Here is a 13,319-nt window from a genome sequence, read left to right as displayed (position 1 = left end):
CGCGGGGCACCCTGTCACGACGGGACCCGGCCGGGGCCGGAACCGGAACCCGACGCGCGAGCACGGGCCTGCGTCGGCGGCACCGGCACCCGCGGGGCGGGGACGAGGAGGGCGGTCCGGCGCGGCTCCGGTCCGGCCGTCGCGAGCCAAGTGAGCAGGTCCTCGACCGGCATGGGCGGGGCGACGGCCCAGCCCTGCGCGACATCGCAGCCGAGCGAGGCCAGGACCGCCCGCGTCTCGTCGTCCTCCACGCCCTCGGCGACCAGGGTCAGCCCAAGGTCGTGGGCGAGGGCGACGGTGTGCCGGACGATCGCCGTCGCCCGGTGGTCGCGCCCCACGTCGGCGGTGAGACTGCGGTCCAGCTTGAGCTCGTCGGCCGGCAGGTGCCGCAGGTAGGCCAGCGAGCTGTACCCGGTGCCGTAGTCGTCGATCGAGGTGCGGACGCCGAGCCGGCGCAACTCGCCCAGCACCGTGCGGCCGCGGTCGGGGTCGGCCATGAGGGTGTCCTCGACCAGTTCGAGGGTGAGCGCCGCGGCCGGGAGGCCGTGGGCGTGGAGCAGCGCCGAGACGGTGGCCGGGAGATCGGGATCGGTCACGCCGGCCGCGGACAGGTTCACCGACACCGGCACCGCCCGCTCCGGCCACCACCGGGTCGCGGCGCCGAGCGCCAGCCCGAGGACGGCGTCGGTGAGCGGCCGCATGAGACCGGCCTGCTCCGCGGCGGGCAGGACGACGGCGGGCGAGAGCAGCCCCCGGACCGGGTGCTCCCACCGCACCAGCGCCTCCACGCCGACCACCTCGCCGCTGCCGAGCGATACCTGCGGCTGCAGGTGGACGACCAGCTGCCCGTGGTCGAGGGCGGTCCGGAGGTCCTCCATCGTGCGCAGCCGGTCCCCGGAGCCGCTCCCGGGATCGGGGACGTAGGAGCGCACCCCCTCGCGGGCGTTCTTCGCCGAGTACATCGCCGCGTCGGCGCAGCGCAGCAGCTCGGTCACCGTGGCGGCGGGCACCGGGCCGGTGGCGATGCCGACGCTCACCCCGACGTGCAGCCGGACGCCGTCGACGACGAAGGGCTCGAGCACCCGGGCCCGCAGCCGGCCGGCGCGCGCGACGGCGTCGTCGAGACCGGCGCCGGGCAGCAGCACGGCGAACTCGTCGCCGCCCAGGCGCGCCAGCAGCTCCCCGGGGCCCAGCTCCGGCCACAGCCGGGGCCCGACCATCCGGAGCAGGTCGTCGCCCGCGGCGTGCCCGAGGCTGTCGTTGACCTCCTTGAACCCGTCGAGGTCCAGCAGGAGCAGGGCGACCGGGTGGTCGCTGCCCGGGGCGAGAGCCGCGCGGCCCCGCTCGAGGAGCGCCCGCCGGTTGGGCAGGCCGGTCAGCTCGTCGGTGCGCGCCTGCTCCCGGATCTCGTGCAGCCCGCGCAGCTCCTGGACGGACATGGCCGTGCGCGCCAGTGTGGCCAGCAGGCAGGTGACGGCGGCCCAGCCGGCGATGCCGAGGCCGGCCGATCCCCAGGTGGACACCAGGACGGCGACGCTCATCACGCTCGAGCCGAGGGGGACGAAGGCGACCCGCCAGCTCAGGCGCGCCACCGGATCGGCGTCGGCCGGCACGATCTCCGGTGTGCGCCCGGCGACGTGGGCCGACAGCGCGGTGAACGCGGCGCCGGCCAGCCAGGTGAGCGTCAGCGGCCCGTCGAGGACCACCTCGCCGTCCACCACGCGGCTCAGCATGAGGGCGTCGGCCGCGAGGGTGCACAGCAGGCCGGCGACGATCAGCACGAGCGGCCAGTCGCGGCGGAAGCCCATCACGGCGCAGACGGCGGCGACGGCGGCCAGGAGCAGGGTGTCGGCGACGGGGTACAGCTGGATGACCGCGAGCCGGCCGTCGGTCGGTCCCGACGCGATCGAGGGCAGCAGGGTGACGGCGAAGATCACCGCACCGCAGGCCCCGGTCAGCGCGTCGAACCACATGCTGGGGTGCGGCGTGCCGACGCGGGACCGCACCATCCCGACCAGGGCCACGCCCATCGCGGGGTAGGCCGGAGCCCAGAGGACCACGGTCAGCCAGGTCGGGACGACGCCGAGCGCGGGCTCGAGGACGAGGGCGTAGAGGGTCGTGCTCAGCGCCACGGCGGCGAGGGCGACGGCCAGGGCGTTCCACACCAGCCGGTCGTCGCGGCGGTGGACCGCCGCCCGCCGGCAGACGGCCGCCCCGAGCAGGTAGACCGCGTCGTAGACCACGAGGTCGTAGGCGAGCGCGACGGCGTCCGCGGACGGGCGCCACAGCTCACCCGTCGCGTAGGCGGCCAGGGCGCCCAGGCAGGCGAGCAGCAGCCCACCGGTCCGGGGGGCGCGACCAGGGCCGGCGTGCGCGTCGGTGGGCTCCACGGTCGGGTCATCGGTCCCGGGGGCAGGCGCGTCGAGACGAATCCGTCTGTCATGGCCCCAAAGGGGGACGCCGCCCCTGCCCGCCGACGGCCGCGGAGCCGGCCGGCGCCCGCGGCCGTCGGCGGGCGGCCAGGCGGTAGGCTCGGGCGCGTGACCGGGCGGCTCCTGCTTCTCCGGCCGTGCTGACCTGACACATCCGGACAGCACGGCGACCCCTCCTGCGTGAGGGGTTTTTTGTTGCCCGCCCACCGGTACCGCACCGCGCGCACCACGATCCGGGAGCACGAGACGATGAGCCAGACGGACAGCCAGCCCAGCACCGGGCCCGCGGGCGACGGCATGCCGCCGCACCGGTACACCCCGGCGCTGGCCCAGCGCATCGAGCTGGCCTGGCAGGACCGCTGGGCGGCCGAGGGCACCTTCCACACGCCCAACCCGGTCGGGCGGCTGAGCGCGGGCTTCGACGAGGTGGCCGACCGGCCCAAGTACTTCGCGATGGACATGTTCCCGTACCCGTCGGGCGCCGGGCTCCACGTCGGGCACCCGCTGGGCTACCTGGGCACCGACGTGACCAGCCGCTTCCGCCGCATGGACGGCGACAACGTGCTGCACCCGATGGGCTACGACGCCTTCGGCCTGCCCGCCGAGCAGTACGCCGTCCAGACCGGGCAGCACCCGCGGATCACCACCGAGGCGAACATCGCCGCGATCAGGGCTCAGCTGCGCCGCCTGGGCGTCGACCACGACGACCGCCGGACCTTCGCCACCATCGACCCGGGCTACTACAAGTGGACCCAGTGGATCTTCCTGCAGATCTTCGGGTCGTGGTTCGACGAGGCGGCGGGCAGGGCGCGGCCGATCGAGGAGCTGGTCGCCGAGCTGGACGCCGGCACCCGCGAGCCGGCCGCCGGGACCAACCCGACCGGCCGGCCGTGGGGCGAGCTGGACGAGGCCGAGCGGGGTGCCGTCGTCGACGCGCACCGGCTGGCCTACCTGAACGAGGCGCCGGTGAACTGGTGCCCGGGCCTGGGCACGGTGCTCTCCAACGAGGAGGTCACCCCCGACGGCCGCTCCGAGCGGGGCAACTTTCCGGTGTTCCGGCGGCCGCTGAAGCAGTGGATGATGCGGATCACCGCCTACGCAGACCGCCTGCTGGCCGACCTGGACCGGCTGGACTGGCCGGATTCGCTGAAGCTCATGCAGCGCAACTGGATCGGCCGCTCGACGGGTGCCCGGATCCGGTTCGCCTGCTCCGGGCAGACCGTCGAGGTCTTCACCACCCGCCCCGACACCCTGTTCGGCGCCACCTACATGGTGCTGGCCCCCGAGCACCCGCTGGTCGGCGAGCTGACCGCCGCGGCGTGGCCGGACGGCACCGACCCGCGCTGGACCGGTGGTGCCGGAACGCCGGCCGAGGCGGTGCGCGAGTACCAGCGGCAGGCCTCCCGCCGTTCGGAGCTGGACCGGCAGGACGCCGGCCGGGAGAAGACCGGCGTCTGGCTGGGCGTCACCGCGGTGAACCCGGTGAACGGGCACGAGCTGCCGGTGTTCATCGCCGACTACGTGCTCACCGGTTACGGCACCGGGGCGATCATGGCGGTGCCCGGCGAGGACCAGCGGGACTGGGAGTTCGCCCGGGCGTTCGGGCTGGAGATCGTCCCGACCGTCGAGCGGCCGGAGGGCTTCGACCACGACAGCGGCGCCTGGACCGGCCCCGGCGCGATGATCAACTCGGCGAACGACGAGATCAGCCTGGACGGCCTGGACAAGGCGCAGGCGATCGCCCGCATCACCGAGTGGCTGGTGCAGCGCGGCGCCGGCGAGGCGACCACCACCTACAAGCTGCGCGACTGGCTGTTCAGCCGGCAGCGCTACTGGGGCGAGCCGTTCCCCATCGTCTACGACGAGCACGACCGCCCGGTCGCGGTGCCCGAGTCGATGCTGCCGGTGCTCCTGCCCGAGGTCGACGACTACTCGCCCAAGACGTTCGCCGACGACGACGCCGACTCCGCCCCGGAGCCGCCGCTGTCGCGCGCCGGCGAGTGGACGACGGTCGAGCTCGACCTGGGCGACGGCCCGCGCAAGTACCGCAGGGAGACCAACACGATGCCCAACTGGGCCGGGTCGTGCTGGTACTACCTGCGCTACCTGGACCCCGGCGACGACGAGCGGATGGTCGACCCGGAACTCGAGCGCTACTGGATGGGCCCGCGCGGCGAGGGCGACGTCGGCGGCGTCGACCTCTACGTCGGCGGTGTCGAGCACGCGGTGCTGCACCTGCTGTACGCCCGGTTCTGGCACAAGGTGCTGCACGACCTCGGGCACGTCTCCAGCGAGGAGCCGTTCCGCCGGCTGGTGAACCAGGGCTACATCTCCGCGTACGCCTACACCGACGAGCGCGGCTTCTACGTGCCCGCGGCCGACGTCGTCGAGCGCGACGGGCGGTTCCTGTTCGAGGGCAAGCCGGTCAACCGCGAGTACGGGAAGATCGGCAAGAGCCTCAAGAACATGGTCACGCCGGACGAGATGATCGGCGCGTACGGGGCCGACACCTTCCGGGTGTACGAGATGTCGACCGGCCCGCTGGAGCAGTCGCGGCCGTGGGAGACCAAGGCCGTGGTCGGCTCCCAGCGCCTCCTGCAGCGCGTCTGGCGGGTCGTGGTCGACGAGCAGACCGGCGCCGTCCGGGCCACCGACGACGTCGCCGCGGACGACGGGACGCAGCGCGCGCTGCACCGGGCCATCGCCGGTGTCCGGGACGGCTACGCGACGCTGCGGTTCAACATCGCGATCGCCCGCATCACCGAGCTGACCAACCACCTCACCTCGGTGTTCGGCGCGTCGTCGCCGGTGCCGCGACCGGTCGCCGAGGCGCTGGTGCTCATGCTCGCCCCGCTGGCACCCCACGTCGCCGAGGAGCTGTGGTCGCGGCTGGGCCACCCGGGGTCGTCGGCGTGGGCACCCTTCCCGCAGGTGGAGGAGCGCTGGCTGGTCGAGGACACCGTGCAGGTCGCCGTCCAGGTCAACGGCAAGGTGCGGTCGCAGGTGACCGTCCCCGCCGACGCGGACGCCGCGGCGCTGGAGGCGGCTGCCCGGGCCGACGAGAAGATCGCCGGCTACCTGGACGGGGCGACCGTCCGCCGCGTGGTCGCCGTCCCCGGCCGGCTGGTCAACTTCGTCCTGGGGTGAGGCAGGGCCTCAGCGGGGGCGGATGCGGATGATCGCGTGGCGGTCGCCCGCCCGGCGGAGGAGCCGGTGCGCCAGCCGCGCGGTCGCGTCCCCGACGGTGAACTTCCACCCGTAGGCGCGGCGGAGCGCGGCCAGCGCCCGCGGCCGCTCCGCGTCCGGGACGAAGTCGGCGGTCCCCTCGACGGCGGGGCCCCGGGCGCGGCCCCGGACGTCGCACGGGGCGACGGTGACGCGGGTGGTGTGCCGCAGCCGCTTCACCTTGCCCGAGTCGGCGCGGGTCCAGACCACCAGGGCGTCGCCGTCCGGCGCGGCCCAGACGGGGGTGGCGACGGGTACGCCGGTGCGCCGGAACGTGGTGAGGCTGACGTACTCGCTGCGGGGGAGCGCGGTCACGCGGGGGCGGCCGTGCGCTCGGGCGAGCCGGTGAGGACGGCGCGCATCGCGTCCTCGACCGGCTGCACGGCGTCGGCCACCGTCACGTCCCGGCCCAGCTCGGCCGACAGCGAGGTCACCCCGGCATCGGGGATCCCGCACGGGATCATGTTGCCGAAAAAGGACAGGTCGGGGTCGCAGTTCAGCGCGAAGCCGTGCATCGTGACGCCCCGGGCGACCCGGATGCCGATGGCGGCGACCTTGCGCTCGGGCCGGAACCCGCTGCCCGGGGCGTCGGCCGGCAGCCACACGCCGCTGCGGCCCTCGACCCGGCCGGCGTCCACGCCGAACCCGGCGCACACCTCGATCAGCGCGCTCTCCAGCCGCCGGACGTAGGCGACGACGTCGACCGGGTCGGGCAGGGCGACGATCGGGTACCCGACCAGCTGTCCCGGGCCGTGCCAGGTGATCTTGCCGCCGCGGTCGACGTCGACGACCGGGGTGCCGTCGAACGGGCGCTCGTGCGGCTCGGTCCGGCGACCGGCCGTGTACACCGAGGGGTGCTCGAGCAGGAGCAACATGTCGGGGACCTCCCCGGCTACCCGCTGGGCGTGCAGCTCGCGCTGGCGCGCCCAGGCCTCCTCGTAGGGGACGGTCCCGGCGTGCACCACGCGCAGCTCAGCCACGGGCCCAGCCTATGCCCGTGTCACGCGAGGCGGCGCGGATCGAGCCGGGTCTCCACCGCGGTGCCGTCCGGCCCGCGCGCCACCCGGTAGCCCGCCGCTCCGGGCCGGTCGGAGACCACCTCGACCAGCTCCGTGCCCCGGTAGACCAGGCCGGCGCCGTCGTCGGTGGCGTGGCCGCCGGGCAGCGTGCCGTCGGCCACCAGCCGGTGGTACAGCGGCCGGCGCTGCTCCTCGGAGTCGTGGTGGACGCCGTTGGAGGTCGGGATGAGCCCGAGGCCGTCGGTCACCGGCCGCAGGTCCGGCCCGTAGGAGTCGGTGGTGCCGCCCACGTGCCAGCACAGCGAACCCGCCGAGACCCCGGCCAGCACGACCCCGGCCTGCCGCACCTCGCGGAACACCTCGTCGAGCCCGTGCACCCGCCAGACCGCCAGCAGGTTCGCCACGCTGCCGCCGCCGACCCAGACGACGTCCTGCGCCAGCAGGTGCGCGCGGACGTCGGCCACCGTTGGCATCGGGAACAGGCTGAGGTGGCTGACCTGGACCGCGCTGCCGGCGAAGGCCCCGTAGACGCCGGCCACGCGGGCCGGGTCGTCGCCGGTCGCCGTCCCCAGGTAGCACAGCCGCGGCCGGGCGGGTGCCCCGGCGAGCTCGACGGCCAGGTCGAAGACCGGGCCGGGGCGCCAGTCGTAGGGGCCGCGGCCCCGGGAGGCGAAGCCCATGCTGGTGGCCAGGATCGTGGGCGCGGCAGCGGGCATCAGCCGGCGCTCCGGTCGTCGGGATCCACAGCCGGCCGCAGGGTGCGGAGGACGGCGCGCGCGGTCCGGGCCCCGCTGGCCATCGCGCCCTGGATGGACGGGGTGTCCCGGTGGTCGCCGCAGACGAACACGCCGTCGCCCAGGTCGACCGGCCGGCGAAGCTGCAACGGGGGGAGCGCGGCGGGCTGCGCGCCCGGCACGGTGACCGACGTCAGGTGCGCCAGCTCCGACGGCGGGACGCCGTGCGCCGCGGCGATCTCGCCGGCCACCTCGTCCGCCCGGGTGCGGTCGAGCGTCGAGCTGGCGACGAGCGCCCGCCCGTCGGGGCTGTAGCGCGGCTGGGCGTCGGAGAGGACCACGGTGTTGACCAGCCGGCCCCCGGGGCTGCCGAGCACGATCAGCGGCACCCGGGTCGGTGACTCCGCCAGCACGTGCAGGTGGGTGGTGACCTCGCGCGGGGCGGCGGCGTCGACCGCGGGGAGGAGGCGGGCAGTCGTCGCGGGGTCGGTGGCGACCACGACCGCGTCGGCCGACCAGCTGCCACCGTCGGTGACCACGGATCCGGAGGAGACGGCGTGGACGGCCGTGTGCAGGTGCACCCGGTCCGCGCCGATCCGCCCGGCTAGCTGCTCGCCGACCGCCTGCATGCCCGCCGCCGGGAGCGCGATCCCGCCCCGTACGAAGCTGCGCCACAGCAGGTCCAGGTACCGGCTGGACGTCGCGAGCTCGTCCTCCAGGAGGACGCCGGCCAGGAACGGGCGCAGGAACCGCTCGATGGCCGCGTCGCCGACGCCCGCCGCGCGCAGGGCCTGCTCCGCGGAGCTCTCCGGCGACCGCAGCAGCCGGTCGACGGGGGAGTAGCCGGCGCGCAGGGAGAAGGCCACGAGGGCCGCCTTCTCCCGCAGCGATCCGAGCGGCGCCGCCGCGGTGCCGAGGACGGCGGCGGGACGCTGCCGGGGGTCGACGACGCGGTGGGCCCGGCCGTCCACCCGGATGACCGCGCCGCGCTCGAACCAGCCGAGCTCCAGCGCCGGTAGGTCGAGGTCGGCGGCCCGGGGGTAGCCGGTGTTCAGCACCTGGAAACCGCGGTCGACGACGAACCCGTCGATGCGCTCGCTGGCGAGCCGGCCGCCGGCGTGCCCACCGGCCTCCAGCACGTGCACGTCGATGCCGGCGTCGGCCAGCCGGGTCGCGGCGGAGAGCCCGGCCAGGCCGGCACCGGCGACGACGACCTGGGCCCGCTGCGGCATCGACACGGCCCGACGGTAGCCGGGACCGGGCGCCGCGGACCGCGCACCCGCGGTCCGCGGCCTGTGGACGACGCCGGCACGGACCGGCCGGATCGTCCTACGGTCCCGGTCATGCCCGTCGTCCCGCCGCCCGGTCCCGGTGCCGCCCCGCCACCCGTCGTCCCCGGCTACACCCTCGAGGCGCTGCTGGGCCGGGGCGCGTCGGGCGAGGTGTGGCGGGCGGTCCCGCGCGGTGGCGGGGAGGCCGTCGCGGTGAAGGTGCTGCTGGCCGGCGACCCCGAACGGCAGGCGCGCGAGGCGGTGCTGCTCGGGGAACTGGACCACCCGCACCTGGTGCGCCTGCACGAGGTGGTGCACCAGCCCCGTCGCGGCGGGGCACCACGGGTCGCGCTGGTGCTCGACCTGCTCGCCGGGGGCAGCCTGGCCGATCTGCTCGGCCGGCGCGGGCGGCTGCACCCGGGTGAGGTCGTCACCGCGATCGCCCCGGTCGCCGGGGCGCTGGCCCACGCGCACGACCACGGCGTCGTGCACGGCGACCTGTCGCCGGGCAACATCGTCTTCACCGCCGAGGGGCGGCCGGTGCTCACCGACCTCGGCGTGGCCCGCGTGCTAGGGGAGACGGCGGCCGCGGAGGTCACCCCCGCCTACGTCGACCCGGCCGTGGCCCGCGGCGGTGCGCCCGGCCCGGCGTCGGACGTCTTCGGGATCGCCGCGGCCGCCTTCCACGCGCTCACCGGCATAGCCCCGTGGAACGCCGCGTCCCCCGCAGACACGCTCACCGTGGCCGCCGGGGGTCATCTCCCGGATCTGGCCGAGCTCGCCCCGGACGCCCCCGCCGAGCTGGTCGCGGCCATCCGCCGCGGGCTCTCCGCCGATCCGCACGACCGGGGCGGCGCGGCGGCGTTCGCGCTGGACCTGCGGCACGCCTGCCGGCCGGAGCCGGTGGCGCTGTCGGCCGGGCCCCGGGCCGGTGCCGGCCGCCCCGACGTGCGCACGGAGCTGACCCACGTGGTGCCGGGCCGCCGCCCGCGGCCGGCCCCCGTCGTCGTCGACCCGCCGGGCCGCGGCAGGCGGCGGGCCCGGCGACCGGTGGCCGCGACCGGTCCGCTCGCCCGGGGGCTGCTGGTCACGGCCCTGGTCGTGGCGGCGCTGGCCGTCACCGCCTGGGCGGGCACGCGCTGGGGTGGTGGCAGCGACGCGGCGGGCACCGCGCCGGCCGCCGCCGCCCCCCGTGACTCCGGCGCCGATCCGCCGGCGGACCCCACGCCGGCTGCGGGAAGCGCGGCGACCGCGGCGCCGGAGCCCGAGGTGACGGGGGACGGGCTGCCGGAGACGGCGGCGCCCGCGGGGCCGGACGAGTGGCGTGCGCTCGTGGCCGAGCTGTACGCGCGGCGGGCGGAGGGGCTCAGCGGCACGCCGGCGAGGCTCCGCGACGTCTACTCCGCCGGCAGTGCTCTGCTGGCCGCGGACGAGGAGCACGCGCAGCGGCTGGCGGCAGCGGGGGAGGCCCTGCACGGGTTCGCCCCGGCCCTCGTCGAGCTCGGCGTCGGCGAGTCCTCTTCCGACCGGGCCGAGCTGCGGCTCACGGATCGCTGGCCCGACTACCGCGTGGTGCCGGCGGACGACCCGGCCGGCGCACCGCTGCGCACGGTTCCCGGTCGGCCGGACGCCGAGGTCCGGATGGTGCTCGTCCGGACGCCCGACGGCTGGCGGATCGAGCAGGCCGAGCGCGTGTCCTGAGCGGACCGCCCGACCGGTCGGTGCCCGAGCGGTCAGGCCGGCGCGACGGCGGCGCGCAGGGCGGAGTCGACGTCGCGGTGCGCGAAGCGGTACCCGGCCTCCGACAGCTTCGCGGGGACGGCCCGCTGCCCGGCGAGCACGCCGACGTCGGCGAACTCCCCGAGCACGATGCGCAGGGCCGGGGCGGGCACCGCCAGCACGGTCGGGCGGTGGAGCACCCGGCCCAGGGCGGCGGTGAACTCGGCGTTGGTCACCGGTTCGGGCCCGCAGAGGTTGACCGGGCCGGGCACGTCGCGGGTCAGCAGGAAGCGGATCGCGCCGACCTCGTCCTCCTGGCTGATCCAGGGCATGTACTGCCGGCCGGAACCCAGCCGCCCGCCCACCCCGGCGCGGAACAGCGGCAGGATCCGCCCGAGCAGCCCGCCGCGTCCGAGCGCCAGACCCGTGCGCAGGGTGGTCACCCGAACGCCGGCGTCGGCGGCCGGCGCCGTCGCCCCTTCCCAGGCCACGCACACCCGGGCCAGGAAGTCGTCCCCGGCTGGCTCGGACTCGTCGACGACGCGGTCGCCGGTGTCGCCGTACCAACCCACCGCGGACCCGTTGAGCAGCACCCGCGGACGGTCCGGGTCGGTGCGCGCGGCGGCGGCGAGCGCCTCGCTCAGCGTCGCGGTGGTGTCCACCCGGCTGCTGAGGACCGCCTGCTTGTGCCTGGCGTTCCAGCGGCGGTCGCCGACCCCGACGCCGGCCAGGTTGACGGCGGCGTCGACGTCCTGCAGCACCGCCGGGTCGATCCGCCGGTGCTGGGGGTCCCAGCGGTGCTCGTCGGCGGTCCGCGGGGTGCGGCGCACCAGCTGGACCACCTGGTGACCGTCGGCCCGCAGGGCGGGCAGCAGGGCGCTGCCGATCATCCCGGAGGCACCGGACACGGCGATCTTCATGCAGCACTTCCCAGCGGGAACGGGTTCTGCGGGCAGGACGGGCTCGGGGCCCCGGTGGTCACCGGGGCCCCGAGCGGTGGTGCGTCAGGCGAGACCGAGCTCGCCCTGGAACTGACCGGCCTCCAGGCGCTCGCGCACCGTGGTGAGGAACCGCGCGGCGTCGGCGCCGTCGACGATCCGGTGGTCGTAGGTGAGGGCCAGGTACACCATGGAGCGGACGGCGATGACCTCGCCGAGCTCGGCGTCCTGCACCACGACCGGCCGCTTCACGACCGAGCCGGTGCCCAGGATGGCGACCTGCGGCTGGTTGATGATCGGCGTGTCGAACAGGGCGCCACGGCTGCCGGTGTTGGTCAGCGTGAACGTCCCCCCGCCGAGCTCGTCCGGCGTCACCTTGTTGGTGCGGGTCCGCTCGGCCAGGTCGGCGATCTTGCGCGCGAGCCCGCCCAGGCTCAGGTCGCCGGCCTCGTGGATGACCGGGACGAGCAGGCCCCGATCGGTGTCCACGGCGACGCCGAGGTTCTCGGAGTCGTGGTAGGTGACCGTGCCGGCCTCGAGGTCGATCGAGGAGTTCACCGACGGGTGCTGCTTGAGCGCCTCGACCGCCGCCTTGGCGAAGAACGGCAGGAACGACAGCTTCACGCCCTCGCGGGCCTCGAAGTCGCCCTTCGCCCGCTGGCGCAGGTTGGCGATGCGGGTGACGTCGGCCTCGACCACCGTGGTCAGCTGCGCGCTCACCTGCAACGACTCCACCATCCGGCGGGCGATCACGCCGCGCAGCCGGGAGAGCTTCTCGGTGCGCCCGCGCACCGAGGTGTCCGGCGTGGCGGCCGGCGACGGCGTGCGCGCGCCACCGGAGGGCGACGACGCGGCGGGCTTCGCGGCGGCCGGGGCCTCGGCCGGGGCGGCGGACTTCTCGGCGGCGGCGAGCACGTCCTGCTTGCGGATGCGCCCACCCACGCCGGTGCCCGAGACCGTGTTCAGGTCCACCTTGTGCTCGGCGGCCAGGCGGCGCACCAGCGGGGTCACGTACTGACCGCCGCCGCCGTCCCCCGACGGTGCCGGGGACGAGGAGGACGGGGCCTGCGGGGCCACCTGCGGCGCGGGTGCCGAGGTCGGCGACGTCGACGGCTGGGAGCCGCTGGCGCCGTAGTCACCACCGGGCTGCTCGCTGGCCTGATCGGCCTCCTTGGCCTTCGGGGCCGCCTGGGGCTCGGGCTCGGCCGGAGCCTCCTCCTTCGGCGCCTCCTGCTGCTGGGGGGCCTCCTGCTCCTGCGGGGCCTCCTGCTGCGGCGCGGGGGCGGTGCCGCCGCCGGATCCGCCGGTGCCGATCACGGCCAGCTGCGCGCCGACGTCGACGGTCTCGTCCTCGTCGACCGTGATCTCCAGCAGCGTGCCGCTGACCGGGGCCGGGATCTCGGTGTCGACCTTGTCGGTGGAGACCTCGAGCAGCGGCTCGTCGGCGGTGATCTCGTCGCCGACGGCCTTCAGCCAGCGGGTGACGGTGCCCTCGGTGACGCTCTCGCCGAGCGCCGGCATGGTGACGGGGGTGCCCTCGCCGCCACCGGAGCCCCCGGAGTCGCCGCCACCGGACTCGGCGGCCGGTGCCTGCTCGGGCTCCGGCTCGGCGGCCGGCTCCTCCTGCTGCCCACCGGAGCCGGCGTCCTCGACCTGCTGGTCGGGGGTCTGCGGCGCGTCCTCGGCGTCCTCGGCGGAGGCCGGCTGGCTGCCGGCCCCCTCGTCGCCGTCCCCGCCGCCGATCACGGCCAGCTCGGCGCCGACGTCGACGGTCTCGTCCTCGGCCACGAGGATCTTGCTGAGCACGCCGGCGGCCGGCGAGGGGATCTCGGTGTCGACCTTGTCGGTCGACACCTCGAGGAGGGGCTCGTCGACCTCGACCTGGTCGCCCTCCTGCTTGAGCCATCGGGTGACCGTGCCCTCGGTGACGCTCTCGCCCAGGGCGGGCATGGTGACGGAGGTCGGCATCGGGGCAGTGCTC

9 protein-coding genes are annotated in these 13,319 nt (G+C 76.0%); 2 read left to right on the top strand and 7 right to left on the bottom strand.

The annotated features are described in order from the left end of the window. Positions 1 to 14 precede the first annotated feature (14 nt). Entirely contained in the window at positions 15 to 2,390 is a 2,376-nt protein-coding gene (locus O2W17_RS01255) for a putative bifunctional diguanylate cyclase/phosphodiesterase (RefSeq protein WP_269190576.1), read from the bottom strand. 237 nt (positions 2,391 to 2,627) lie between these two features. Here O2W17_RS01255 and leuS point away from each other — a divergent pair, with 237 nt between their 5' ends. After that, positions 2,628 to 5,579 (top strand): leucine--tRNA ligase, encoded by a 2,952-nt coding sequence (leuS, locus tag O2W17_RS01250; protein WP_442864483.1) that lies wholly within the window; start codon positions 2,628 to 2,630, stop codon positions 5,577 to 5,579. Positions 5,580 to 5,588: 9 nt separating this feature from the next. Here leuS and O2W17_RS01245 read toward each other — a convergent pair whose 3' ends face one another. Genes O2W17_RS01245 through O2W17_RS01230 form a run of 4 tightly spaced genes read right to left on the bottom strand, consistent with a single transcriptional unit; the run spans position 5,589 to position 8,642 of the window. Further along, positions 5,589 to 5,972, bottom strand: coding sequence for a PPOX class F420-dependent oxidoreductase (locus O2W17_RS01245; protein WP_269190575.1), 384 nt, complete (start codon positions 5,970 to 5,972; stop codon positions 5,589 to 5,591). Then, positions 5,969 to 6,637, bottom strand: coding sequence for a lipoyl(octanoyl) transferase LipB (lipB, locus tag O2W17_RS01240; RefSeq protein ID WP_269190574.1), 669 nt, complete (start codon positions 6,635 to 6,637; stop codon positions 5,969 to 5,971). The genes O2W17_RS01245 and lipB overlap by 4 nt, the downstream gene beginning before the upstream one ends. Before the next feature lie 20 nt (positions 6,638 to 6,657). Beyond that, positions 6,658 to 7,392, bottom strand: coding sequence for a peptidase E (locus tag O2W17_RS01235; protein WP_269190573.1), 735 nt, complete (start codon positions 7,390 to 7,392; stop codon positions 6,658 to 6,660). Beyond that, the gene (locus O2W17_RS01230; RefSeq protein WP_269192035.1) at positions 7,392 to 8,642 is read right to left on the bottom strand and encodes an NAD(P)/FAD-dependent oxidoreductase; all 1,251 of its coding nucleotides are present in this window, start codon (positions 8,640 to 8,642) and stop codon (positions 7,392 to 7,394) included. The genes O2W17_RS01235 and O2W17_RS01230 overlap by 1 nt, the downstream gene beginning before the upstream one ends. Before the next feature lie 111 nt (positions 8,643 to 8,753). Here O2W17_RS01230 and O2W17_RS01225 point away from each other — a divergent pair, with 111 nt between their 5' ends. Further along, positions 8,754 to 10,382, top strand: a complete 1,629-nt coding sequence (locus tag O2W17_RS01225; RefSeq protein WP_269190572.1) for a serine/threonine-protein kinase — start codon at positions 8,754 to 8,756, stop codon at positions 10,380 to 10,382. A gap of 32 nt (positions 10,383 to 10,414) precedes the next feature. Here O2W17_RS01225 and O2W17_RS01220 read toward each other — a convergent pair whose 3' ends face one another. After that, on the bottom strand, positions 10,415 to 11,320 hold the full coding sequence (locus tag O2W17_RS01220; RefSeq protein WP_269190571.1) for a TIGR01777 family oxidoreductase: 906 nt from the start codon (positions 11,318 to 11,320) through the stop codon (positions 10,415 to 10,417). A gap of 84 nt (positions 11,321 to 11,404) precedes the next feature. After that, complete coding sequence (gene sucB / locus O2W17_RS01215; RefSeq protein ID WP_269190570.1) at positions 11,405 to 13,306, bottom strand: 2-oxoglutarate dehydrogenase, E2 component, dihydrolipoamide succinyltransferase; 1,902 nt, start codon at positions 13,304 to 13,306, stop codon at positions 11,405 to 11,407. Between the last annotated feature and the right edge of the window lie 13 nt (positions 13,307 to 13,319).

Origin of the sequence: Blastococcus sp. VKM Ac-2987 (genome assembly GCF_026967805.1) — a bacterium.
GTDB lineage: Bacteria > Actinomycetota > Actinomycetes > Mycobacteriales > Geodermatophilaceae > Blastococcus.
Note: the sequence above shows the minus strand (reverse complement) of the source record. Positions and strands in the feature narration are given on the sequence as shown.